At 39.9% G+C, this 24,990-nt stretch carries 26 protein-coding genes and 1 pseudogene; 21 read left to right on the top strand and 6 right to left on the bottom strand.

Features of this window, described 5'->3' with window-relative positions; translation table 11 throughout:
• The first annotated feature begins 85 nt into the window (after positions 1-85).
• The 9 genes from GXK58_RS10350 (at position 86) to GXK58_RS10310 (ending at position 9,514) form a co-directional block, all read left to right on the top strand.
• Positions 86-1,111: a methionine ABC transporter ATP-binding protein gene (locus GXK58_RS10350; protein ID WP_160722441.1), complete on the top strand. Its 1,026-nt coding sequence runs from the start codon at positions 86-88 to the stop codon at positions 1,109-1,111.
• Positions 1,104-1,769: a methionine ABC transporter permease gene (locus GXK58_RS10345; protein ID WP_160722439.1), complete on the top strand. Its 666-nt coding sequence runs from the start codon at positions 1,104-1,106 to the stop codon at positions 1,767-1,769. The genes GXK58_RS10350 and GXK58_RS10345 overlap by 8 nt, the downstream gene beginning before the upstream one ends.
• A gap of 14 nt (positions 1,770-1,783) precedes the next feature.
• Entirely contained in the window at positions 1,784-2,617 is an 834-nt protein-coding gene (locus tag GXK58_RS10340) for a MetQ/NlpA family ABC transporter substrate-binding protein (RefSeq protein WP_160722437.1), read from the top strand.
• 423 nt (positions 2,618-3,040) lie between these two features.
• Positions 3,041-3,826, top strand: a complete 786-nt coding sequence (gene sufC / locus GXK58_RS10335) for a Fe-S cluster assembly ATPase SufC (RefSeq protein WP_160722435.1) — start codon at positions 3,041-3,043, stop codon at positions 3,824-3,826.
• A gap of 21 nt (positions 3,827-3,847) precedes the next feature.
• A complete protein-coding gene (gene sufD, locus GXK58_RS10330; RefSeq protein ID WP_160722433.1) occupies positions 3,848-5,158 on the top strand; it encodes a Fe-S cluster assembly protein SufD in 1,311 nt (436 codons plus the stop codon).
• On the top strand, positions 5,158-6,387 hold the full coding sequence (locus GXK58_RS10325) for a cysteine desulfurase (RefSeq protein ID WP_160722431.1): 1,230 nt from the start codon (positions 5,158-5,160) through the stop codon (positions 6,385-6,387). The genes sufD and GXK58_RS10325 overlap by 1 nt, the downstream gene beginning before the upstream one ends.
• On the top strand, positions 6,377-6,823 hold the full coding sequence (gene sufU, locus GXK58_RS10320) for a Fe-S cluster assembly sulfur transfer protein SufU (protein WP_160722429.1): 447 nt from the start codon (positions 6,377-6,379) through the stop codon (positions 6,821-6,823). The genes GXK58_RS10325 and sufU overlap by 11 nt, the downstream gene beginning before the upstream one ends.
• 47 nt (positions 6,824-6,870) lie before the next feature.
• Positions 6,871-8,268 carry a Fe-S cluster assembly protein SufB gene (gene sufB, locus GXK58_RS10315; protein ID WP_160722427.1) on the top strand — a complete coding sequence of 466 codons (1,398 nt, stop codon included), beginning with the start codon at positions 6,871-6,873 and terminating at the stop codon, positions 8,266-8,268.
• Positions 8,269-8,443: 175 nt separating this feature from the next.
• A complete protein-coding gene (locus GXK58_RS10310) occupies positions 8,444-9,514 on the top strand; it encodes an AI-2E family transporter (protein WP_160722425.1) in 1,071 nt (356 codons plus the stop codon).
• An 83-nt stretch (positions 9,515-9,597) separates the two neighbouring features.
• Here GXK58_RS10310 and GXK58_RS27225 read toward each other — a convergent pair.
• Positions 9,598-9,930, bottom strand: a pseudogene (locus tag GXK58_RS27225) (n-acetylglutamate synthase); the annotation flags it as partial.
• Positions 9,931-10,717: 787 nt separating this feature from the next.
• Between GXK58_RS27225 and GXK58_RS10305 the strand changes: the two are divergent.
• From GXK58_RS10305 to yunB, 6 genes are all read left to right on the top strand, one after another.
• Positions 10,718-11,701: an aldo/keto reductase gene (locus GXK58_RS10305; RefSeq protein WP_160722423.1), complete on the top strand. Its 984-nt coding sequence runs from the start codon at positions 10,718-10,720 to the stop codon at positions 11,699-11,701.
• Between the two features lie 501 nt (positions 11,702-12,202).
• Positions 12,203-13,057 (top strand): DUF72 domain-containing protein, encoded by an 855-nt coding sequence (locus GXK58_RS10300; RefSeq protein WP_160722421.1) that lies wholly within the window; start codon positions 12,203-12,205, stop codon positions 13,055-13,057.
• A gap of 26 nt (positions 13,058-13,083) precedes the next feature.
• Positions 13,084-13,905 (top strand): sulfite exporter TauE/SafE family protein, encoded by an 822-nt coding sequence (locus GXK58_RS10295; protein ID WP_160722419.1) that lies wholly within the window; start codon positions 13,084-13,086, stop codon positions 13,903-13,905.
• Between the two features lie 12 nt (positions 13,906-13,917).
• Entirely contained in the window at positions 13,918-15,270 is a 1,353-nt protein-coding gene (locus GXK58_RS10290) for a bifunctional metallophosphatase/5'-nucleotidase (RefSeq protein ID WP_160722417.1), read from the top strand.
• Positions 15,271-15,337: 67 nt separating this feature from the next.
• Positions 15,338-15,640 (top strand): YunC family protein, encoded by a 303-nt coding sequence (locus GXK58_RS10285; RefSeq protein WP_160722415.1) that lies wholly within the window; start codon positions 15,338-15,340, stop codon positions 15,638-15,640.
• 108 nt (positions 15,641-15,748) lie between these two features.
• Positions 15,749-16,531 (top strand): sporulation protein YunB, encoded by a 783-nt coding sequence (yunB, locus tag GXK58_RS10280; protein ID WP_160722413.1) that lies wholly within the window; start codon positions 15,749-15,751, stop codon positions 16,529-16,531.
• Between the two features lie 46 nt (positions 16,532-16,577).
• Here the strand turns inward: yunB and GXK58_RS10275 are convergent, their stop codons facing one another.
• Positions 16,578-17,582, bottom strand: a complete 1,005-nt coding sequence (locus tag GXK58_RS10275; protein WP_237389628.1) for a M23 family metallopeptidase — start codon at positions 17,580-17,582, stop codon at positions 16,578-16,580.
• Positions 17,583-17,728: 146 nt separating this feature from the next.
• On the opposite strand from GXK58_RS10275, the gene lipA reads away from it, so the two are divergent.
• Positions 17,729-18,661 carry a lipoyl synthase gene (lipA, locus tag GXK58_RS10270; RefSeq protein ID WP_272928136.1) on the top strand — a complete coding sequence of 311 codons (933 nt, stop codon included), beginning with the start codon at positions 17,729-17,731 and terminating at the stop codon, positions 18,659-18,661.
• A 42-nt stretch (positions 18,662-18,703) separates the two neighbouring features.
• On the opposite strand, the gene GXK58_RS10265 is transcribed toward lipA, so the two are convergent.
• Positions 18,704-19,435 carry a YhcN/YlaJ family sporulation lipoprotein gene (locus tag GXK58_RS10265; protein ID WP_160722408.1) on the bottom strand — a complete coding sequence of 244 codons (732 nt, stop codon included), beginning with the start codon at positions 19,433-19,435 and terminating at the stop codon, positions 18,704-18,706.
• Between the two features lie 118 nt (positions 19,436-19,553).
• Here GXK58_RS10265 and GXK58_RS10260 point away from each other — a divergent pair, with 118 nt between their 5' ends.
• Positions 19,554-19,829, top strand: coding sequence for a YutD family protein (locus GXK58_RS10260; RefSeq protein WP_160722406.1), 276 nt, complete (start codon positions 19,554-19,556; stop codon positions 19,827-19,829).
• Between the two features lie 38 nt (positions 19,830-19,867).
• Here the strand turns inward: GXK58_RS10260 and GXK58_RS10255 are convergent, their stop codons facing one another.
• The gene (locus tag GXK58_RS10255; RefSeq protein WP_160722404.1) at positions 19,868-20,152 is read right to left on the bottom strand and encodes a cytosolic protein; all 285 of its coding nucleotides are present in this window, start codon (positions 20,150-20,152) and stop codon (positions 19,868-19,870) included.
• 59 nt (positions 20,153-20,211) lie between these two features.
• On the bottom strand, positions 20,212-20,478 hold the full coding sequence (locus GXK58_RS10250; RefSeq protein ID WP_160722402.1) for a DUF3055 domain-containing protein: 267 nt from the start codon (positions 20,476-20,478) through the stop codon (positions 20,212-20,214).
• Between the two features lie 171 nt (positions 20,479-20,649).
• On the opposite strand from GXK58_RS10250, the gene GXK58_RS10245 reads away from it, so the two are divergent.
• Both GXK58_RS10245 and GXK58_RS10240 read left to right on the top strand, forming a co-directional pair.
• Positions 20,650-21,087, top strand: a complete 438-nt coding sequence (locus GXK58_RS10245) for a DUF86 domain-containing protein (protein ID WP_160722400.1) — start codon at positions 20,650-20,652, stop codon at positions 21,085-21,087.
• 65 nt (positions 21,088-21,152) lie between these two features.
• Positions 21,153-21,932 carry a TIGR01457 family HAD-type hydrolase gene (locus GXK58_RS10240; protein WP_160722398.1) on the top strand — a complete coding sequence of 260 codons (780 nt, stop codon included), beginning with the start codon at positions 21,153-21,155 and terminating at the stop codon, positions 21,930-21,932.
• Positions 21,933-22,121: 189 nt separating this feature from the next.
• Here the strand turns inward: GXK58_RS10240 and GXK58_RS10235 are convergent, their stop codons facing one another.
• Positions 22,122-22,637 carry a phosphatidylglycerophosphatase A family protein gene (locus tag GXK58_RS10235; protein WP_160722396.1) on the bottom strand — a complete coding sequence of 172 codons (516 nt, stop codon included), beginning with the start codon at positions 22,635-22,637 and terminating at the stop codon, positions 22,122-22,124.
• A 246-nt stretch (positions 22,638-22,883) separates the two neighbouring features.
• On the opposite strand from GXK58_RS10235, the gene yutH reads away from it, so the two are divergent.
• Together yutH and GXK58_RS10225 are read left to right on the top strand one after the other, a co-directional pair.
• Positions 22,884-23,900 (top strand): spore coat putative kinase YutH, encoded by a 1,017-nt coding sequence (gene yutH, locus GXK58_RS10230; RefSeq protein WP_160722394.1) that lies wholly within the window; start codon positions 22,884-22,886, stop codon positions 23,898-23,900.
• An 80-nt stretch (positions 23,901-23,980) separates the two neighbouring features.
• Positions 23,981-24,976 carry a 2-hydroxyacid dehydrogenase gene (locus GXK58_RS10225; RefSeq protein WP_160722392.1) on the top strand — a complete coding sequence of 332 codons (996 nt, stop codon included), beginning with the start codon at positions 23,981-23,983 and terminating at the stop codon, positions 24,974-24,976.
• The last annotated feature ends 14 nt before the right edge of the window (positions 24,977-24,990 follow it).

The following is a 24,990-nucleotide window of genomic DNA, read 5'->3' as shown; positions in this document are numbered from 1 at the left end:
GTATTTTTGTTTTTCTAAGATAATAGAATCCTTTTTATTCAAACAGTGAACCCTATATTCAAGATTTAATAAAGTAGGTGATCAAATGATTTCAATCCAGAATGTCCGGAAAATCTTCTCTAGTAAAAAAGGTCAACTCAAGGCAGTCGACGATGTAAATCTTGAGATTAAAGACGGAGAGATTTTCGGCGTGATTGGTTATAGCGGTGCCGGAAAAAGTACATTAATCCGTATGTTAAACGGGCTGGAGATCCCAACAGACGGAAGCGTTACGGTTGCCGGGCGTGTTATTTCGAAAATTAAGGGAGCTGAACTCCGTAAGGCTCGTCAGGAAATCAGCATGATCTTCCAGCATTTTAACTTACTGTGGTCGAGAACTGTCAGTGAAAATATTGCTTTCCCTCTTGAGATTGCCGGTGTTAAAGGACCGCAAAGAAAGAAGAGGGTGGCTGAGCTTATTAAGCTAGTTGGTTTAGAAGGCAGAGAAAATGCATATCCATCAGAGCTTAGCGGCGGTCAAAAGCAGCGGGTTGGAATTGCTAGGGCACTTGCAAATAATCCGAAAGTCTTATTATGTGATGAAGCAACATCGGCACTCGACCCGCAAACAACGGATTCCATTCTGGATCTGCTTGTCGATATTAATAAACGACTTGGATTAACCATTGTGCTAATTACGCATGAAATGCATGTTATTCGAAAAATCTGTCACCGTGTTGCTGTGATGGAAGGCGGTAAAATGGTGGAAATGGGCCCTGTTCTAGATGTATTTAAACATCCAAAGCAGCCAATAACCAAACGATTTGTCCAACAGGTTACGGAACCGGAAGAAACAAAGGAAACAATTGACCATTTACTTGGACGTTATCCTCAGGGACAAGTTATTCAGCTTTCGTTCGTTGGTGAATCGGCAGAACAGCCATTAATTACAAACCTTATTCGGGATTATAACGTTATAGTAAATATTCTCCAAGGTAAAATATCGCATACACAAAATGGGTCATACGGTTCATTATTTCTTCACCTTGATGGGCAGACGGCTGAAATTCAAAAAGCGGTCGATTATCTCCATTCACAGCAAATCGGTGTGGAGGTGTTAAGCAATGACTAATTTAACGGAAACACTAAACTGGGATCAATTATTTGCTGCAACCCAAGAAACCATCTACATGACTTCAATATCGGTTGTTGTTACATTTATTTTGGGTTTGTTACTCGGTCTTTTATTGTTTTTAACAGATGAGGGAAATATCTGGCAAAGTAAAATGGTACATATCATTATTGCTGGATTTGTTAATATTTTTAGATCCATTCCATTTATTATCTTAATTGTATTGTTAATTCCTTTTACGAAATTACTAGTTGGGTCAATGCTCGGTGCAAACGCAGCCTTACCGGCCTTAATTATTGGGGCGGCGCCTTTCTACGCGCGTATGGTGGAAATTGCACTTAGGGAAATTGACAAGGGTGTGATAGAGGCATCTCAATCGATGGGAGCCACACATGGACATATTATATTTAAGGTGTTAATACCTGAATCATTGCCAGCGTTAATTTCAGGAATTACTGTCACAGCCATTTCTTTAGTCAGCTTTACCGCTATGGCGGGGGTAATTGGAGCTGGCGGACTTGGTCATTTCGCTTACTTGGAAGGCTTTCAGCGCAATAGACCAATGATTACCTTAATTGCAACAGTTGCTGTATTAATTTTAGTTTTTATTATCCAATTTATTGGAGATTATTTTACAAAGAAAACTGACAAACGATAACAGGGGGAGAAAAAATGAAAAAAGTATTTAGTCTTATCGCAATTGCCTTATTAGCATTTGCATTGTCAGCTTGTGGCGCTGCTAAAGATGACACAGCTAAAGAAGGAAAAGATGGCAACAAAAAATTAATCGTCGGTGCATCTGCCGTACCTCATGCTGAAGTACTTGAAGCTGCAAAACCTTTGTTAAAGAAAAAAGGTATCGATCTAGAAGTGCAAGTTTTCCAAGATTATGTTCTTCCAAATGTAGCCTTAAGGGATAAAGAAATTGATGCAAACTATTTCCAAACACCAGGTTATTTAGAGCTTCAAATGAAGGAAAACAAGGATTATGATTTTGTTAGTGTTGGTGAAATTCATAAGGAACCAATCGGCATTTATTCTAAAAAGTATAAAAGCCTAAAGGATCTGCCAACAGGTGCCAAAATTATTATGAGTGATTCATTTAGTGACCACGGACGAATCTTACCTATTTTTGAAAAAGCTGGTTTAATTAAGCTAAAAGAAGGCGTTGGCGCTAATGCAAGGGTAGAGGATATTATTGAAAATCCAAAGAAACTTGATTTCTCTACTTTAATTGAAGCTAAATTATTAGCCTCTTCTTTCGAAAGCGGCGAAGGTGATGCAGTTGTTATTAATACCAACTACGCATTAGAAGGTGGAATTGACATCGGTAAGTATGGAATTGCCTTTGAAGGCAGTGATGTTGTACCGGCCAACCTTGTAGTGGTTCGCTCTGAGGACAAAAACCGTGCAGAAATTAAAACACTTGTAGAGGTTCTAAAATCAGAAGAAATTCAAAAGTTTATTAAAGATAAATATCAAGGTGCCGTTCAAATTGCCAAATAATAATCTTTAATAAAGTGATGGGGCCAGTGCGATATAGCACTGGTTCTTTGTTTCTTACGAATGAAGAATATCTAGTTAAAGCAACCTATAGGAAACGGAATGGATATAGTACTTAATCCTTTGTAATGGTAAAAAGTGGACTGAGGGAAGACAAATTCATTTCTTGGTAATTTTCTAAAAATAAGGTATGATTTTATTCGGGTCTATCTTACATAAGAAGTAGATGTCTGAATTTTCGTTTAAATCCACTTATTCTATTCTCAATTAACAATCGCTTAATGAAAATAGAGCTTTGTTATACTGTTTAAGAGTTGCTAATACATTCTATTTGTTATAAGATTGTAATGAGAATAAAATGAGAATAAGAGTTACAAACAAACTTGCTTTGCAAGCTAACAACACTTTCTTTTCGGAGGTATAAATATGGCTGGATCAACATTAACGATCAAAGATTTACATGTAGCAATTGATGGGAAAGAAATTTTAAAAGGTGTAAACCTCGAAATAAAAGGCGGAGAAATCCACGCAATCATGGGGCCAAACGGTACTGGTAAATCAACTTTATCTTCTGCCATTATGGGACACCCAAAATATGAAGTAACTAGCGGTTCTATTACACTAGACGGACAAGATGTTCTTGAAATGGAAGTAGATGAGCGCGCACGTGCAGGATTATTCTTAGCAATGCAATATCCTAGCGAAATCAACGGCGTAACAAATGCCGATTTTTTACGTTCGGCGATTAACAGCCGTTTAGGTGAAGGAAACGAAATTTCTCTAATGAAATTCATCCGTAAAATGGATAAGCAAATGGAATTCCTCGAAATGGATTTAGATATGGCACAGCGTTATCTAAATGAAGGATTTTCCGGCGGTGAGAAAAAGCGTAACGAAATTCTTCAATTAATGATGATCGAACCAAAAATTGCGATCTTGGATGAAATTGACTCTGGTCTTGATATCGATGCCCTAAAAGTTGTTTCAAAGGGTGTTAATCAAATGCGCGGAGAAGATTTCGGCTGCTTAATTATCACACACTATCAACGTCTGTTAAACTATATCACTCCTGACCATGTGCATATTATGATGCAGGGCCGTGTTGTTAAATCTGGCGGACCAGAGCTTGCACAACGCTTAGAAGCAGAAGGATATGACTGGATCAAACAAGAGCTTGGCATTGAAGATGAAACAGTTGGGCAAGAAGCGTAACAGAGTGTTAGGAGGATTACAATGACAACAGAAACCAAATTACCAGTTGATCAGGAATTTGTCCGCTCGTTCTCAAAAGAAATGAATGAGCCTGCTTGGTTTGAAGAATTCCGGCTTAAAGCACTAAACGAATTCGAACAGCTTTCCATGCCAAGACCTGACAAAACGAAAATAGATAAATGGAACTTTACACAATTTCAGCAGCACACGGTTAAAAGTGATGCCTATTCATCACTAGATGCACTTCCTGAAGAAGTTAAGGCATTAGTTAACTTAGATGATCAAAATAAAAATCTCTATGTCCAACGCAATCAGACTCCTGCCTTTTTATCATTGTCTGAAGAGCTAAAAGGGCAAGGAGTAATATTCACAGATTTATTAACAGCTGCAAGAGAGCATGGCGATCTTTTGAAAAAGTATTACATGACTCAGGCGATCAATATGGATGAGCATCGTTTAACGGCCCTCCATGCAGCGCTTGTGAACGGAGGAGTTTTCCTATACGTTCCTAAAAATGTAGAAATCAAAGAACCAATTCAGTCTGTATTTGTTCAAGATCATCCGGAGGCAAACTTGTTCAACCATGTCATTGTAGTGGCTGAGGACAATAGTGCTGTCACATACGTAGAAAACTACATTTCTACAGTGGAAAGCTCGAATACTCTTGCGAATATCCTGACTGAGGTTATTGCCAATGTAAACGCAAAGGTTCAATATGGAGCCGTTGATTATTTGGCAAAAGGGATTACTACCTACGTTAACCGCCGTGGTGTGGCTGGAAGAGATTCCTCGATTGAATGGGCACTTGGTCTTATGAACGAAGGAAATACGATCTCTGAAAACACAACCAACCTGCTTGGTGATGGCGCGCATGGCGACACGAAAACTGTCGTAGTCGGCCGCGGAGAGCAAACGCAAAACTTTACCACTAAGGTCGTTCACTTCGGGAAAAATACAACCGGAAACATCTTAAATCATGGGGTTGTAAAAGATAGTGCGACTTCCATCTTTAACGGTATCGGTAAAATTGAACATGGTGCATCGAAGTCAGATGCAGAGCAAACTTCTCGTGTCTTAATGCTGAGCGAAAAAGCACGAGGAGATGCGAACCCAATTCTGCTAATTGATGAAGATGATGTTGTAGCTGGTCACGCTGCCTCTGTTGGCCGTGTGGATCCAGTTCAACTTTATTATCTAATGAGCCGCGGAATTCCAAAAACGGAAGCAGAACGCTTAGTCATTCATGGTTTCCTTGCACCAGTTGTTACACAGCTTCCGATCGAAGGAGTAAAGAAACAATTAACTGAAGTGATTGAAAGGAAAGTTCGCTAATGAACATCCAAGAGATTCGCAGCCAGTTTCCGATCCTTGATCAAGAAGTGAATGGGAAGCCATTGGTTTACTTGGATAGCTCTGCTACTTCACAAAAACCGATACAGGTTATTGAAACAGTTGAAAAATACTACCGTGAAATCAATTCCAATGTCCACCGCGGCGTTCACACTCTTGGAACGAGAGCGACGGACGCCTATGAAGGGGCACGGGAAAAGGTTCGCAAATTTATAAATGCAAAATCCACACAAGAAGTTATTTTTACAAGAGGCACTACGACTTCCCTTAATACAGTGGCTTCAAGTTATGCCGCTGCTAATTTAAAGGAAGGAGACGAAATTGTCATTACTTACATGGAGCATCACAGTAACATTATTCCATGGCAGCAGGTGGCAAAACGTACAGGCGCCCAGTTAAATTACATCCCGCTTCAAGAAGATGGAACTATTTCTTTAGAGGATGCTAGGGCAACGATTACGCCAAATACTAAGATTGTATCTATCATGCAGGTGTCAAACGTACTTGGCGTTATTAATCCGGTGAAAGAAATCGCACAAATTGCACACGAAAATGGAGCCATCATGGTTGTTGATGGCGCACAAAGTGCACCGCATATGAACATTGATGTGCAAGATCTCGATTGTGATTTCTTGGCTTTTTCTGGACACAAAATGTGTGGTCCTACCGGTATCGGGGTACTTTATGGAAAGAAACATTTGCTTGAAAACATGGAGCCGATTGAATTTGGCGGTGAAATGATTGATTTTGTTCACTTGCAGGAATCGACTTGGAAGGAACTGCCTTGGAAGTTTGAAGGCGGAACTCCTATTATTGCTGGTGCTGTAGGTCTAGGAGCGGCCATCGACTTTTTAAATGAGATTGGCTTAGACAATATTGCCGAGCATGAACACAAGCTTGCTGCCTATGCGCTTGAAAAAATGTCTGCAGTTGAAGGCATGGCCATTTACGGTCCCCTTGATGCAGCTAAACGTGCCGGACTGATTACCTTTAATATTAAAGATGTTCACCCGCATGATGTGGCTACCGTATTGGACGCAGAAGGAATTGCCGTCCGTGCCGGACATCACTGTGCACAGCCGCTGATGAGATGGCTTAACGCATCAGCAACCGCTCGTGCAAGCTTTTATTTATACAATACGGAAGAAGATATTGATAAACTCGTTGAAGGGCTTGTCAAAACAAAGGAGTATTTCAGCGATGTCTTCTAAAAATATAGATTTAGATGCATTATACCGTCGAGTCATTATGGACCATTATAAAAAACCGCGTAATCGTGGTATTTTAGAGGATGGCAGTCATACGATTAATATGAATAACCCTACCTGCGGCGACCGCATTCAATTAACCTTTAAGGTAGAAGATGGGATTGTCAAGGATGCCATGTTTGAAGGTGAAGGCTGCTCAATTTCGATGTCTTCTGCTTCAATGATGACACAGGCCATCAAAGGGAAAAAGGTAGAAGAGGCGTTGCAAATGTCCGGGATTTTTTCTGACATGATGTTAGGAAAAGAACCCGATGATTCCTTTGATTTAGGGGATATCGAAGCACTTCAAGGTGTGGCCAAATTCCCTGCCAGGATAAAATGTGCGACTTTAGCATGGAAGGCAATGGAAAAGGGATTAAAGGAAGAGGAACAAAAGTAAAACGATTGGGCTAATGCTCTAATCGTTTATGAAGGAGGAATACGACGATGGCAAAAAAGATGCCTGAAATCGGGGATTATAAATACGGTTTTGCCGATAAAGACGTTTCCATTTTCCGATCAAAACGTGGTTTAACACGTGAGATTGTTGAAGAAATTTCAAAAATGAAAAACGAACCACAGTGGATGCTTGACTTCCGCCTAAAGTCTTTAGAGCATTTCTACAATATGCCAATGCCACAATGGGGCGGCGACTTAAATTCTTTAAGCTTTGACGAAATTACTTATTATGTAAAACCGTCTGAAAAATCCGAGAAGTCTTGGGATGAAGTACCAGAGGAAATCAAAGCGACTTTCGATAAGCTTGGAATTCCTGAAGCTGAGCAGAAATACCTTGCCGGTGTATCTGCACAGTACGAATCAGAGGTTGTTTACCATAACATGAAGGAAGACCTTGAAGAGCTCGGAATCGTCTTTAAGGATACAGATTCTGCCTTAAGAGAAAACGAAGACATTTTCCGTGAACACTGGGCAAAAGTAATTCCGCCAACGGATAATAAATTCGCAGCATTAAACTCAGCCGTATGGTCTGGCGGTTCATTCATCTATGTACCACCTGGTATTAAGGTAGATACGCCATTACAGGCTTACTTCCGGATCAACTCTGAGAACATGGGTCAATTTGAACGTACTCTAATTATTGTTGATGAAGGTTCATCTGTACACTATGTAGAAGGATGTACAGCACCAGTTTATACAACTAACTCACTACACAGTGCGGTTGTAGAAATCATCATTAAGAAGGATGCTTATTGCCGTTATACAACCATTCAAAACTGGGCAAACAACGTGTTTAACCTAGTTACGAAGCGTGCGGTTTGTGAAGCAAACGCAACAATGGAATGGATTGATGGTAATATTGGTTCTAAGTTAACGATGAAATACCCTGCCGTTATTTTAAAAGGCGAAGGCGCACGTGGAATGACCTTATCGATTGCGATTGCAGGTAAAGGTCAGCACCAGGATGCGGGAGCGAAAATGATTCACTTAGCTCCAAATACATCTTCAACGATTGTATCTAAATCCATCTCTAAACATGGTGGTAAAGTAACCTATCGCGGTGTGGTTCATTTTGGACGCAAAGCGGATGGGGCACGTGCCAATATTGAATGTGATACATTGATTATGGATAATCAATCAACATCTGATACGATTCCATACAATGAAATCCTAAACGACAATATTTCTCTTGAGCACGAAGCGAAGGTATCGAAGGTTTCAGAAGAGCAGTTATTCTATCTGATGAGCCGCGGTATTTCTGAGCAGGAAGCAACTGAGATGATCGTTATGGGCTTCATTGAGCCATTTACAAAAGAATTACCAATGGAATATGCCGTTGAAATGAACCGTTTGATCAAGTTCGAGATGGAAGGTTCTATCGGTTAACAAAGAAAAGACCCTTGTATATCAAGGGTTTTTCTTATGTTTAGGTTACGCAATGGAATACAGCCATGCCGTAAAGATGACGATATGGGACGATGGATTTCCTAAAGGTTTATGTTGGACTAAAAGAGGATAGTTAAATAGAGACCTAATTTTTTAAAATTCTAGGGGGGTTGGTATGTGGATTAAGAGACCTTTTTTTAAATATGCAACCGGAACCCTGTTAATTTTATTAATCATTTTCTTATTTGGCAAAATCGATTACTTTGTTTGGCCTTTTCAAAAATTAATTGCTACCATATTCTTTCCGATCCTCATTTCCGGTATCATTTATTATATCATGAGGCCATTTGTAACCTTTTTTTCCAAATATATCAGCAAAAATATAAGTATATTGATTGTTTATCTACTATTCATTGGGGCGGGATATCTTTTTGTTCATTTTACTGGTACTCCTATTGCACAACAAGTCCAGCAGCTTTCGGAGCAATTTCCAAATAAGTTTGATAAGATCTCAAATGTCTCCCATAATATGGTTAAGCATAATAGCTTGGGAAACAGTTCATTAAGAATGATTGAGAAAAAAGCAAGTTCCCTCTCAAACTCTTTTTTACAGCATGTCGAACAAAATATCACGAATATCCTATCTATTGTCACTAGTATCGCAACGGTGCTTGCAGTGGTTCCCTTTATTGTTTTTTATTTTTTACGGGATGGAGAGAAACTGAAGCCTGCTCTCTTAAAAAATCTTCCCGTTGAACACGTGGAAGAGGGAAATTTGCTTCTGGTTGATATCGATAAGACTTTTTCCGCGTATATCATCGGACAATGTATCATAGCGTTATCGGATGGAATCTTGATGTATATTGGTTTTTGCATGATTGGCCTGAACAATAGTCTAGTGCTTGCCATTTTCGCCATGTGTATGACGATTGTACCCTTTATTGGCCCTGTGATTGGAATGCTACCGGCCATCATTGTCGCACTTTTACAAGGTCCGTTTATGGTCTTGAAAGTCATATTAGTTGTAATCGTTACCCAGCAATTAGATGGACACTTAGTTACGCCAAGAGTTATGGGGAAAAAACTGAATCTTCATCCATTAACAGTTATTTTCATTTTGTTAATTTCAGGGGCTATTTATGGATTTGTAGGCATCATTATCGCCATACCGCTCTATTCTGTTATTAAAGTAACCCTTAAAAATGTCATTCGTTTTTATAAACTGAGAAAAATTGAGAATATGTAGCCAAAATAAAACAGAGTTTCACTGACAGTGATGGTCTGTTTTATTTTGATCATTTTAGTCCATAACGTGGATAGGGTTATAGGTTATTTAACTTCTTCAATTATGGATTCTCCTTCAGTTTGGTCAGTATCCGTCCATTTCCACTTCTCATGTAATCTAATTCTTCCATCTGGCAGTGTTTCGGGAGTAGAGTAACATTGACCGCCTCTTATTTCGTTTCTGACGTTCACATGGTTATATCTAAACTGTAAACTGCCATTGTCCTTTACTATACCAATTAGTGTCCCTTTTACAATTTCTCCTCCACTATAGGTGGCTGTCAGGATGTTCCCTTCTTGGTTGTATTCAAAAATCGTATTTGAAGAAACTTCTCCGTTTGCAGTGTTTTCAACTGAAACAAATTTCCGTTGATTATAAAGATCAGTAAAGTCTCTCTTTTTTAGGTTTCAATCGTGCAAGATAGCCAGACCTTAACATTCTATGAAGTTCGTCACTTGCTTTTCCTTTTAAAACTGATTTAGCATAGGCTTGGTCAAGAGCCATTCCTTTGGCATTTGCTCTCTTAACAACTTCTGTAATGTATTTGGCAATTAAGAAATGTCGTTTATGGCAGTATAATTTTTGGATTGAAAATAAGCCACAATGTAAAAAAATTGCATAAAATCTTGTATACCGTGTCTTATTAATTATGATTGCTTTTTTCAGTAAAGCACCCGCTCATAATATAAGGTTAGCCAGATTTCTGGTTGACCTTTTTGTTTATGGTCTTATTATTACGGTAGTCGGAGTAGAACGTCGCACCCGTGGAACTCGATTCCGTCAACTAAACTGTTCACCCTCTACTTGTATAAACATGTACACGCTTTCATGTACCTCCATAACCCATATCATTCCAGTTTATGTATCATTATTAATAAAAACATTTGAAGTTGATTTTCCATATCTGTTAACTTCATAAATCTACAAAAAAAGCTTCTCTTACTTTGAGAAATGTAATCATTACTTTCTGAAGTACCAAGTAAGGTTTAATGACTTTTGAGATTAATTAAGTATTACACTACATTACATGCTCTCCTTTAACTAAAATTACCCACACTCACTTCAACGTGTTTAAGCAAAATTTCTTTACTGATTTAAAGGAATAACTTACTAAAGTCTAGAATAAAAGAGGTGGGGATTATTAAACATGATGGGAGAGATAAGATGCAATACAAGACGTTAGGAAAAAGTGGCTTATTAGTGTCTGAGCTTTGCTTAGGATCCATGACCTTTGGTAGAGAGGTGAATGAAACAGACTCCATTAATATGATTCATCAATTCCTTGACCGTGGAGGGAATTTCATCGATACTGCCGATGTATATGTTGGCGGAGAATCTGAGAAAATTGTTGGAAAAGCCATTAAAGACCGTCGTTCTGAGGTTGTAGTAGCAACCAAGGTACGGATGCGAGTAGGTCCACATCCGAATGATTTTGGTTATTCTCGTCGTCGGATCATGGAAGGAGTAGATCAAAGCCTAAAGCGATTGAATACAGATTATATTGATCTTTATCAATTGCATGTTTGGGATAATATTACTCCTATTGAAGAAACGATCAGGACGTTAGACGATTTAGTCAGTTCCGGAAAAGTTCGATACATAGGCTGTTCAAACTTTTTAGCTTGGCAAATGATGAAAGCCTTATCATATAGCGATTATAACAATCTTGTTCGGTTCATTTCGATTCAACCTCAGTATAGTCTTGTCACTCGTGATATGGATCGAGAAATTCTGCCACTTTGTAAGGAAGAAAACGTAGGGGTCATTCCTTGGGCACCAATTGGTGGAGGATTTTTAACGGGGAAATATAAACAAGGAGAAACACCTACTGCTGGAAGATTATCTAATGACGTAGGTGAATCTAACTGGCAAAACCGTGCATATGATAAAAATTTCGAGATTTTACGAGCAGTACAGGAAGTAGCTTATGAGATTGATAAAACCCCTGTTCAAGTCGCTCTAAATTGGCTGTTAAACAAAGAAGAAATAACATCCCCTATTTTTGGTGCCAGCAGTCTAGAACAATTTGAAGAAAATATGGGAAGTGTTGGCTGGAGCTTAAGTGAGGAACAATGGAATGTATTGGATGAAATAAGTAAACTTCCTAGCGAGTATCCTACAAGGTTTCTTGAGAAGTTTAAGAGATAGTTATATGTCATGATGAAACGAAGCCAACAAGACGTTAAGCTAGTTCTGTTGAAGGGACTTTTTTGGATGTGGTTTGATGCTGTTTTAAGTACTTTTAATCAAGTTCGAGATGGAAGGTTCTATCGGTTAATATGTAAAAAGTTACCCGTTTGCTTATATAGGCAGACGGGTATTTTTATATAAATGATCCGCTGCAACCGGGAATTCTAAGGTTCCCTGGGGAAATTAATATATGATAATCGGTAGGAAGCAAATCCAGATTTGGCAGCATAAAGGAAGCACTTGGCGGAATTAATTAGGAAACTCGCGGAAAAACATCAAAAACTGGCGGGATTATTTCTAAAAGGCGCGGAAATAAATCCACAACTGGCGGAATTATCTCTAAAAGGCGCGGAATTAAGTCTAGCATTAGTCTTAAGAAAACCAATTTTTCACCAGTAGCTGCTGTTAATTTGGCGGAAGAAAAAATGGTTATGCTATTATAAGATAGGGGTGAAAGACATGATCTATATTGGAGTAACCGGCTGGGGAGACCATGACAGCTTAATCCTTAGTAAAATCTCCTCAAGGGATAAACTAAAAGAATATGCCGGGCACTTTCCAATCGTGGAAGTGGATACTGCTTTTTATGCCGTTCAACCCAAACGAAATGCCGAAAAATGGGTAAAGGACACCCCGGAAGGTTTTCAATTTATTGTCAAAGCCTATCAAGGGATGACTGGCCACCAGCGGGGGGATATCCCGTTTGATAACAGAAAAGTCATGTTTCAAGCATTTAAGGATTCTCTAGAACCTTATATCGAACATAATAAACTGGCCATGGTACTGTTCCAATTCCCGCCATGGTTTGATTGTAAAAGAGAAAATGTCGACTACTTACGGTGGTGCAGACAAGAGATGGGTGATCTCCCATGTGCTTTGGAATTTCGGCACCAGTCATGGTTTGCCGCGGACTATCGGCAGAATACTCTGGCATTCATGAAATCAGAAAAATGGATCCATAGTATTTGCGATGAACCGCAATCAGGCGAGGGCTCCATTCCAACCGTTTTAGAGCCCACCACTGAAGAACAAGTACTAGTAAGATTTCATGGCCGCAATGTGTACGGCTGGCAGAAAAGAAATGCAGAAAACTGGCGCGAGGTCCGTTACCTCTATCGGTATAATCAACAGGAGCTCGAGGAATGGGCTGTTCATATCAAAAAGTTAGCGAAGGAATGCAAACATGTATACCTTCTGTTTAACAATAACTCGGGCGGGGATGCTGCCGACAATGCCAAAGAAATGATGAAACTCCTGGAGATCACATATGAAGGGCTCGCACCCAAACAACTGGATTTATTCAACGAAATATAAACTGACACTAGTAGGTGAAAGCATCAATGGAGTGGATTATTTTAATCATCATAGGAATAGCGGCTAGCTCACTTGGGTCCCTGATTGGAATGGGAGGAGGAATTGTCGTGGTTCCTGCCTTACTTTACCTGGCCACTCTCCCATCCTTCCATCACCTGACACCCCAAGTGGTTGTAGGTACCTCGCTGTTTACCATGATTTTTACAGGCCTATCTTCTACACTGGCCTACATGAAGCATAAAACCGTCGATTATAAAAGTGGATTCATTTTTCTAATAGGCAGCGGACCCGGCAGTATTTTGGGAGCTTGGGTGACGGAAAGAATGGCCCTGCATTCTTTTAATATCTATTTTGGTACATTTATTTTGTTTATCTCATTGGTTTTAGTAGTGAAGGATAAATTAAAACCCCTTCCTTTCCGGAAGGATAAAGGAATTGTCAGAACCTATACCGATAATAGCGGCAAAACATTCGAATATGGCTATAACCCAATTCTTGGAGTGATGATCGCTTTTATTGTCGGTTTCTTATCAGGTATTTTTGGAATAGGCGGCGGCTCACTCATGGTACCAACGATGATTTTACTATTTTTCTTCCCGCCCCATGTGGCCACAGCCACTTCCATGTTTATGATCCTGCCAACTTCCATTCTAAGTTCCATCACACATATTTCACTAGGAAATGTGAATTGGCTTTATGCCTTGGCTCTGATACCTGGAGCATGGATAGGCGCGAGGGTTGGGGTATACTTAAATACGAAGTTTAAGAGTAAAACAATTGTACTGATTATCAGAACGGTCCTAGTCATTGTTGGGGTTCGCATGATTTATCAAGGAATAACAGGATAAGGATTTTAAAAAATGGAAACCATACATATTTTTCATACCAATGATGTTCACAGCCATCTGGAGCATTGGCCAAGGATAGATGAATTTTTAAGGGGAAAAGGGGAGTATTACCAAGCAAAAGGAGAGGAATATTATCTCTTTGATATCGGTGACTTCATTGACCGCTGGCATCCCTTAACGGAGGCAACCAAAGGGCAAGGGAATATAGAGTTGTTGAATGCATCCGGGTATACGGCAGTAACGCTCGGCAATAATGAAGGAGTTAATCTTCCCCATTCTGTTCTGGATCATCTCTATGATGGCGCAGCATTCGATGTCATTAACGCGAACCTTTATCGGCCCAATGGTGATTTTCCTGAATGGGTCAAGCCGTATCATATCTATTACACAAATAAAGGAACACGAATAGGTGTCATCGGTCTCACAGCCTGCTTTAACCATCTCTATCATCTATTAGGCTGGCAGGTCACAGAACCGATCCCAGAGCTTAAGAAATGGCTCGAGATTTTAAAAAAAGAGTCTGATGTTATCATTTTGCTCTCGCATCTTGGAATCAATGACGATGAAAAAATAGCTGCCAATTTTCCAGAGGTCGATTTGATTTTGGGAGCCCACACCCATCATTTTCTTGAAGAAGGGAAGTGGGTGGGGCAAACACTAATTGGCGCTGCAGGAAAATACGGTCATTATGTCGGTCACATGACCATTACCGTTAATGAGGAAAAGACTGTGATTAGTAAAAAGGCAGCACTTTATGAATTCACGGAACTGCCAGCCCCAAAAAATGAAGAACAGCAGATTACCGCCTTTTTAGAGACCGGTAAGCAATTATTAAACCAACAAGTAACCTTCCTAAAGGAACCATTTGTTCATCATCCTTTTCAAGTAACTAATCTTTCAAAGTTATTATGTAAAGCGTTAAAGGATTGGTGTCAAACCGATTGTGCGATGATCAATGCTGGCCTGCTTTTAGGTTCATTATCCGATGAAGTCACAAATTATGATTTGCTTAGCATTTGTCCCCATCCCATCAATCCCTGCGTTGTTGAACTGACTGGTGACGAACTGGGTAAAATTATGATTGAAGCAAGTAGTGAGGAAATGTCGCGAAGAGAGATAAAAGGATTAGGTTTTAGAGGTACCGTATTAGGAATCTTTGTATATGAAGGTATTCACATTGAAAATGGAGTAATATTCATAAATCACCAGCCTTTGCAAAAAAATGAAACCTATTCTTTGGCGCTTCCGGATATGTTTACCTTTGGCCATTTTTTCAAAGAGGTACTGCCGTACAAACATAAAGAATATCTGCTGCCAGAATTCATGCGCGATTTATTAAAATGGGAGTTGGAACAACATCACTAGACGATAGCCTGTCACCCTTTAATCCTTCTAATCATACAGTGTTAGTAAGGAAAGGAGTGAGAAACCTTTGGTTGAGCTTTCACCAATTGATATTAATGGTCATACTTTTTTGGCTGTGACGGTACTGCTCCCTAAAACCACCTTGCTTGCCGTTTCGAATGATAAGGGCTATATCATGTGCGGAGCGTTAGATGTAGGCCTATTAAATGATAAACTAAAAGATCGGAAAATAATTGCCGGACGGGCGGTCGGTGTTCGGACAATTGATCAGCTTCTAAATGCCCCTTTAGAGTCAGTCACATGGGAAGCAGAGGAACTTGGCATCCATAAGGGAATGATCGGTAAAGAAGCTTTGCTTAAAATGGTTTAAACTTGCCAGATGTTTTGGCAGGTTTTTTTTTGCAGTAAAAAGGGTGTCCTTTTATTGGGCTAGTTCCCCTTTCTTGTGCATACATTTAACAAGAAGGGGTGATTTTTCTTGGCTAAGTTTTCTAGGCGTATTCGCAAACCGGGGCCGCTGCCTTTCCGCTATGTCTTGATGCTATCCTTTATCCTTTTCTTGTTTTCTACTGCTACAGGATTATGGCTCGTCAATAAGGGGATTGAGCCGACTTTAATGAGAATTGCCACATCTGAAACCCGGAATATCGCCTCACTCGTGATCAATCGAGCGATTACCAAACGAACGACGAATGTGGGTGATAACAATGAGGTCATTAAAATTGTGCCAGGCAGTAACGGAAAGGGACAAAATGCCCAATTAAATACGGATTTAATTAATCGAGTCTTGGCAGAAACGACCGCACAGATTCAAAGGAATTTAAAAACAGCCAAGAAAGGTGATATAGCACTATTAGAAAGTGATGTGGAGATTGAAACAGAAAATACCGAAAAAGAAGACGGGATTGTTTGGTATATTCCATTAGGGCAGGCAACCAATATTACATTACTGGGAAATATTGGCCCTAAGATTCCTGTGAAATTCCATGCTATTGGTGAAGTGGAACCAGATGTGCATATTGAAACAAAAGAAATGGGCATCAACAATACGTGGATGGAGGTTTCTGTAGATATAGAAGTTTCTGTTCAAATCATTACGCCATTTGCAACCGAAGTGACGAAGCTAAAACAAAGCATTCCTGTTGGTTCAGCCCTTGTCGAGGGAGAAGTCCCACAATTTTATAATAGTGGAGGCGGGATAACACCTTCCATTCAACTGCCAGAAAAAAGCACAGACTCTAGTAAGAAAAAGAATGAATAAAGCGAACAAAAAAGGACGATCCCATCGGATGGTCCTTTTTGACATACTAACGATTTTTCGATGCTTTCCTGAGTTCAATCCGTTCCATTCGTTTCCACTGTGCTAAGTGTGGATAGGGATCAAAGGACCATTCGGTAATCCCATTATCTTTGTACATTCCATAATGCAAATGGGGCGGGAACTTCCCGCTCGTTCCAGGCGGCCCATATCCTGTGCTGCCGACACCGCCTATTAACATACCAGGTTCTACTACTTGGCCAACTTTTAAATCCTTCGCAAAGCCGCTTAGATGGGCGAAATAGTGATACGTGTTATTAATATCACGTATTCCGATTCTCCAGCCGCCGAACTTATTCCAGCCTTTCATTTCAACAATCCCGTAGGCAGTTGCCCGGACCGGAACGCCGTAACCCGCAAAAATATCCGTTCCTTCATGAATTCTTCTTCCGCCCCAGCCCCGTGCATCGCCCCATGTGCTCCGGTAACTGTGATTACTTCTTAAAGGAACAGGAAAAACTCTTTTATCTAAATCCAACCGTCCAAAATGGCGGTAAATTTTTGCCTGTCCCGAAATAATACCAACGGTTCTATCGCGATGATAATAGTTCCATAATCCAATTTTTATATTCTCAGGATCAACACCGTATGAAAGAAGATAATTTGCAAATGCGTATAAAACATCCTCATCGCTCTTTAAACTCGCTTTGCCATCTCCGTCACCATCTACACCTATGCCGTTAAAAAACTGGATGACTGCCGGATTTTCTTCGCCTAGATTAGGGTTTGAAACCCCAGCCCAGACTTCCGGACGAAAATAGATACCAGTGATTCCCTCTGCTTTTGGCAGGTCTCTGCGAGCCAGGCGGACATTTCTTTCATATTGATCAATCGCAGCTAAATAATACCAAGGAATTTGGGTAATGGTTTCAACTTTTTTATAAAGCCTCATTCTTTCCTGATAGGGAATGGGTTCTTGTGCATGAGCATCCCTGACAGACAAAGCAGACAGACAAAGTATAAGGATGGTTCCAACCATTAGAACAGCCCGCAACAGGAATCCTCCTTCCAATTGATGTACAAGTTTAGTGTGCGGACTTTACGCTTTTTCATAATGGTTAATAATTGGTAATCAAAATTGAATTGCTTGTTGTTCCTTTTGTAGTATGATAAAGTGACAGAAGAACTCAATTTAAAGCTTTGAGGAGTGTAAGAATGAGCAAGAAAGAAGAAATTTTACGTAAGCCGGAATGGCTAAAAATAAAATTAAATACGAATGAGTCTTATACAGGCTTGAAAAAAATGATGCGTGAAAAGAATTTACATACGGTATGTGAGGAGGCAAGATGTCCTAACATCCACGAATGCTGGGCTGTTAGACGGACAGCTACGTTTATGATTCTTGGCGATACCTGTACACGGGCATGCCGTTTCTGTGCCGTTAAAACGGGTCTTCCAACCGAACTTGACTTGCAAGAGCCAGAAAGAGTGGCGGATTCTGTTCAATTAATGAATCTTAAGCATGTGGTTGTTACTGCCGTGGCCCGGGATGATTTAAAAGATGGCGGTGCAGCGGTGTTTGCTGAAACCGTACGTGCCATCCGCCGTAAAAATCCATTTACAAGTATTGAAGTTCTCCCATCCGATATGGGTGGAAAGGAAGAGAATTTACAAATCCTAATGGATGCCAAGCCAGATATCCTTAACCATAATATCGAAACAGTTAGACGGTTAACTCCAAGAGTGCGTGCACGTGCGAAATATGATCGTTCACTTGAGTTTCTCCGCCGTGCGAAAGAAATGCAGCCAACTATCCCAACCAAATCCAGCTTAATGATTGGTTTAGGGGAAACAAAAGAAGAAATTTTGGAAGTTATGGATGACCTAAGAGCAAACAATGTAGATATCATGACCATTGGACAATATTTACAGCCAACTAAAACTCATCTAAAGGTGGAAAAGTACTATACACCCGATGAATTTAAGGAATTCCAGGAAATTGCCTTCAGCAAAGGGTTCAGCCACTGTGAAGCCGGCCCGCTTGTCCGTTCGTCTTACCACGCTGATGAGCAGGTGAACGCCGCGGCAAAGCATAAACAAATGCTTGGTGAAAAAGAAGCTAAGGAAGCCTAATAAAAATAAGAGTTCAGCCAAAATGGCGTGAACTCTTATTTTTTATTGATTGGTCTTGTTCATATCGGTGTTTTTTCCGCCCTCATTTGTATTTTTATCAAGTGTTTCGGACGTGTTCGGGCGTTTATTATTCCAGTTAGGCGTATTATTGATATTCAAGTCGTCTGGTGTCCGGCCATTTTCGTCTTCACTTGCATTCAAGCGGGCCCCTTGAGGGGATTTTGTCATTTCTGAAATCACATGATTGACTGAACGACGGGCATTACGGCTAGTGGAATCAAGATTAGCAAGATTCTCAACATCACGCATTAATGTGGCATTATCTGTCACATAGACATGAAAATATCGAGGCACTACCGAAAAGGCAGTCTTTTTTACCTGGTCTGCTGTCAGGTTTCGATTTTTTGAATCTGTTCGATAAGCGATTAAAACCTCTTGGTCTGTTACTAATGTTGCCACATCATTCACATTCGGGATATTAGCACTGTACTTACTGATAATATTCGCCAGCTGCTCACGGTCAAGGGCCGTATAGCTATCATTAGATGTATTATCATTCATTAATGGGCTTTTTTGGTGACGGACAAAGCCATAATTTGTGCTGTCACTGCGAATTTTACGGCTTGCTCCCTCGCTATAAAGTTCATGCCGTTTGTTATTCACATTAATCGTATTGCCGCTCTCTTCGTATACATCGTTATTGCCCGTATCCTTAGAACATCCACTTAATGCTGTTATGGTACATAATCCGGCGATTATGAGTAGCTTTTTCAAATTTATAGCACCTCCTATACATAGGATGACCAACACAGCCATTTATTTTCTTAGCAATTGATGGGGAATCGGTTATAATGGGAAATAGGGATTTGTCGGCTAAAATGAGGTGAAATGGATGATAGTGATTAACAATACTACGTATGAAATCTTACAGGAGTACCGGAATGGGTATAATGAGGAAGCCTTTAAAACAAGGTATAGTGATATTTTATCCAGATATGACTATATTGTAGGCGATTGGGGCTATGGGCAGCTTCGCTTAAAGGGGTTTTTTGAAGATCAGAACCAAAAAGCTACCTTTGATACCAAAATCAGTACGCTAAGCGAATATCTTTACGAATACTGTAACTTTGGCTGTGCCTATTTTGTACTAAAAAAAGTAAAAAAGTGAGAAGGATCAGTAAATGGATCCTTCTCACTTTTTTTGCTTCAATTGTCGTATGGAGATTGAAAATCTTTATCAGGGTCATCGTGAGTCGGATGAGCCCCCTCCATTTGTCTTGGGATATCCTGATGCAATGATTTATTTTCATAATTAAAATTGCTGTAATAGCGTTGCCCCTCTTGCCAGGGAGTACTTTTATTCTGAACGGGTTGATTTTTTCGAATCGGTGAACCATAAGGTCCTTCCGGAAACTCTTGGGATGTAAGATAATTATGCTGTTTTTCAACATTGGATAATTCCGTATATGTTTCAGAATCCTTATCTGTCATGTTTTCACTCCTTTAACCCTTATTATGGGAAACTGAAATTAAAAACATGTGTGCTTGCATTAGATGATTTCTGCTAAAAAGCTTCTCAATTCTTCAGCATCTTCCTCATTTAATTGGAAGGCAAACTCTAAATAACCTTCTTCCTCCAAGTCATCAGGTCCAATAATTGCAAAACGATTTCCTTGCATATCAAGGACTAAGGATTTTCCATAGTGGCGGTTCGTTTGGATTATGGCCAAATCAAAGCGCTGGTTTTCACCAACAAAACTGACAAATCTTGTCTTGGTATTTTCTGTATCATCATATAAATAAAAACGTTCCGTCATTGCTTAATCTCCTTTTGATTTATACTGTTATCCGTCTCCTTTATAGTAACAAATTATCTCTAATGATGGGAGAAATTCTCCTGTTAAAAAAAGAGAATGGATGCTTTTGTGATACAATAAGAAACAGATGGAATTACATACAATAAACTTGAGTGGAAGGAAGTGGACAAGATGTATTTCGTTGACAGAGAAAAAATTGAAAGTACACTTCAATATTTAGAAAAACAAATTCATCTTTTCCGAGGTCAAAAGGAGTGGACAACCCCGATTGAAGCAGCAGCCTTGGAGCGTTTGTGCGTGATGATGATTGAGTCTGTACTAGACGTTGGCAATAGTATGATTGATGGCTTTATTATGCGTGATCCCGGCAGTTATGAGGACATTATCGATATATTAATGGATGAGCAAGTCATTGATAGTCAGTTAGGTGAAAGTTTAAAGACGCTTATTCATTATCGTAAGGTACTTGTCCAGGATTATCTGGAGATTCCCCATCAGAAGCTGGAAGAGGATTTTTCACAACGGTTACCTGAGTTAGGGTTATTTTCCACAAATGTCCGCAATTATTTAGCTAATGAATTGGGTCCGGTTTCAGCATTTAAAAATTAATACTGACTCTATCCGCGGTCAATTTCTTTTCTAGTTACCAATTTTTTGAGGAGCGATTTTTATAAATGAAACAATATAAAGGATACCTGATTGATTTAGACGGAACGATGTATAAAGGAACAGAACGAATTGAGGCAGCATCAGATTTTGTGAAAAAATTAAGGGATAACCATATTCCTTATTTATTTGTTACGAATAACTCATCTCGTACTCCCTTACAGGTGGCGGATAAGTTAAATGGTTTTGATATCCCGGCAGAAGAACAACTTGTTTTTACGACAAGTCAAGCGACGGCCAATTATATATATGAACAGGATAAAGATGCCTCGGTTTATTTAATTGGAGAAGACGGCCTTCAGTCTGCCATTAAAGAAAAAGGATTTAGACTTGCAGGGGAAGATGCCGATTTCGTTGTGATCGGGATTGACCGTGAAATCAGTTATGAAAAGTTAGCGGTTGCCTGCCTTGCGGTTCGTAATGGGGCAAAGTTTATCTCGACAAATGGAGATATCGCCATTCCTACAGAGAGAGGGCTAGTTCCAGGAAATGGTTCACTTACTTCCGTTATTGCCGTTTCGACACAAACGAAACCGACCTTTATCGGTAAGCCTGAAGCAATTATTATGGAGCAAGCGTTGAAGGTTTTAGGTACGGCTAAAGAAGAGACGTTAATGGTTGGCGATTATTATGATACAGATATCTTAGCTGGAATGAATGCCGGAATGGATACATTACTTGTCCATACAGGGGTGACCACAAAGGAATTACTGGCAGGATATGATCAAAAGCCAACGTATTCTATTGATTCATTAGATGAATGGGAAATAGAAAAGGGATGGAAATAATCCATCCCTTTTTAATCGTCTAGGAACGCTTGTGGATAACTGTTAAACAAAGGACTGTCGACGTCCAGCTCCAGCGCCTAGCCCCTCGAGGTCATAAGCCAATCCGACCAAAAGGTTAAAAAGCAACCTTTCGGCCGGCTCGTCTTATGCTTGTCGGGGCTGTTCAAGGCGCTTGCGCTTTTGTTCTTGTTAATCCTTTTCCTCTTCTTCTGCATGAGCGGCGCGATGGGCAAGTCTGCTTGAGGCTGCCGCTGCAATGGCACCGACGATATCATCCAGGAATGTATGGCATTCTCCGGTCGATTTATCATTCAGATGAGCGAGGATTCCTGGCTTTAATTTATCAATGTATCCATAATTGGTAAAACCAATTGAACCATAAACATTTACAATTGAAAAGGCAAGGATTTCATCTACACCATAAAGGCTTTCGTCCGTCCCGATAATGGATTGAAGCGGCTCTTCAAGCAGGCCTTTTTCAGCCAGGACATCAAGCTGTATCCCTGTAAGAATGGCATTTTGTACTTCTCGTTTGGAAAGAACACGTTCTACATTGGAAATACAATCTTCCATTTTTAAATTTTTATGATACTTTTCTTGTAAAAAGAAGACTAAATCCGCAATATCTTTAACTTCTACTCCTCTTTCTTTTAACCATTTTCGTGCCGTTTCTTCAGTTAGGTCTACTTTTTTGTTGTCTGCCATTTGACTTATCACCTTTTCCTTGTGAAATAATTTGAGATACTGATTTGAACTTAGCTCCAGCACTTTCTATTTTCAATATATATATACTTTTTTTACGAAATTATGCAGCTTAGTGCCTCCTGCCTAAACAAAATGTTATTTTTCCCAATCTTATTTCGGGGCATTCGCCTCTTTTTATAACAACTAGTTTTTAGATTGTGCACATATACATAAGGTAAGAAAAGGAAACTAGGGCGGGGTGCTAACATGCTTCGAAAAATGCTCGAGAATCAATATGGGATTACCGTAGAAGAATATGTGAAGCTGGATATATATGATGCTTTGAGGGGAAATGGCTGGCTTTATCTGGTTTCAAAACCAGGCGGAAAAGGAGAAGAGGATATTACCGAACTGGAAAAAATTGCGGAACACTTACGAAATTATGGAGACCAGAATGTACCCATTTTCCTTCCCTCAAAAGAAGGGAACCTGATTACCACATGGGAACAGAATCAATATTGTGTTTTAGCGAATCGGCAAATGGCATCCCATCCAAAAATAAAGTTAGGCCGAAAATTAGCAAGGTTCCATGAACGGGGAAGGAGAGTACCTTTTCAAATCGAAAGGTCGAGCCGAATGGGCCAATGGAAAGGCTTATGGGAAAAGCGTTTGGAACAAATGGAAAAGGTGTGGAACGGGCTGTTATTTCAAACACCGGAAGATGAGTTTGAACGAATGTTTATTGATTCGTTCCCGTATTATCTTGGATTAACTGAAAACGCGATTCAATATTTAGTCGATACGGAAATAGATGATGAACCGCGCGAGGAAGATAGCGGTACTGTTTGTCATGAACGGTTTACGAATAAAACATGGGGACCTTATGACCAGTATATGATTAAAAGTCCATTTGACTGGGTTTTTGATCATCGAAGCCGAGATTTGGCTGAATGGACGCGGGCAAGGTATTTTCGCAATATCCAAACCTATCATATCGAGTTAAGAAATTTTTATGACGAGTATCAGAGTATTGCTCCCTTATCTTCCTTCTCTTGGCGCCTGTTATATGCACGTTTGGTTTTTCCGCTTCACTATTTTGAGTGCATTGAAACCTATTATATCACCCGCTCAGAACAGGAAAAGAAAGTATTGGAAGAACGGTTAAGTAAAATATTACGACAATCGGGCGATTATGAGCGTTTTTTGGCAGAATTCTATCAAATATCTGGGGCACCTTTAAAACAGCTGCACCTGCCGCCGCTGGATTGGCTCTATTCCGTTTAAATCAGACTTGTTATTAAAGGGAGCAAAACGGGAAATTATGGTACACTTAAAATATAAAACAGCAAAGGATGTGGCAGGATATGAAGCCCTATGTCTATATAACAAGAAAGCTCCCTGAAGCACTTGTGAAACCATTGCAGGAAAAATTCAACGTGAATATGTGGGAACATGATGATATCCCGGTACCAAGAGATGTCTTATTGGAAGAAGCCAAAAAAGCAAATGCTTTATTCACCGTACTTGCAGACTCAATTGATGATCAGGTCCTAACGGCAGGTAACCATCTAAAGGTTGTGGCAAACCTTGCAGTTGGGTTTAATAATATTGATTTAGAAACGGCGAGTAAAAAAGGAATTGCCGTTTGCAATACTCCAGATGTACTTACCGATACGACAGCGGATCTTGCCTTTGCCCTCTTAATGGCGGCTGCGCGCAGGATGATCGAAGCTGCCGAGTTTGTTAAAGAGGGGAAATGGCTTGCTTGGAATCCTTTCCTTATGGCCGGTACTGATATTCACCATAAAACGCTTGGAATTGTAGGGATGGGGAGAATTGGGGAAACGGTTGCAAAACGGGCAACGGGTTTTGACATGAACACTCTGTATTATAACCGGACAAGAAAACCTGAGGCAGAAAAGCAACTTGGTGTTCAATATTCATCTTTTGATGAACTTGTGGAAAAGTCAGATTTCATAGTGTGTCTTACCCCGCTCACACATGAAACAAAAAATCTGTTTACCCGTGAAGTCTTCCAAAAAATGAAGCCGTCGGCCATTTTTATTAATGTATCTAGAGGGGCAGTCGTTGATGAACAGGCCTTACAAGAAGCCCTTGAGGCAGGAGAGATTGCAGGAGCTGGCCTTGATGTATTCCAAAAAGAGCCTATTTCTTCAGACCATCCATTAGTAAAGCTCCCTAATGTCGTTGCCCTTCCGCATATCGGCAGTTCAAGCGTAGAAACAAGAACAGCAATGATTCAGCTCTGTATCGAAAATATTATCGCTGTATTGGAGGAAAAAGAACCGAAAACATTGGTTAACAAAGACTGGCGGCCCTTAGTTAAAGGTTTGAAATAAAAAGAAAAGCGACT

It is taken from the genome of Bacillus sp. USDA818B3_A (assembly GCF_009928415.1).
In the GTDB taxonomy this organism is placed as follows: domain Bacteria; phylum Bacillota; class Bacilli; order Bacillales; family Cytobacillaceae; genus Neobacillus.
The sequence above is the reverse complement of the archived record's forward strand: the minus strand, read 5'-3'. Positions and strand labels throughout refer to the sequence as shown.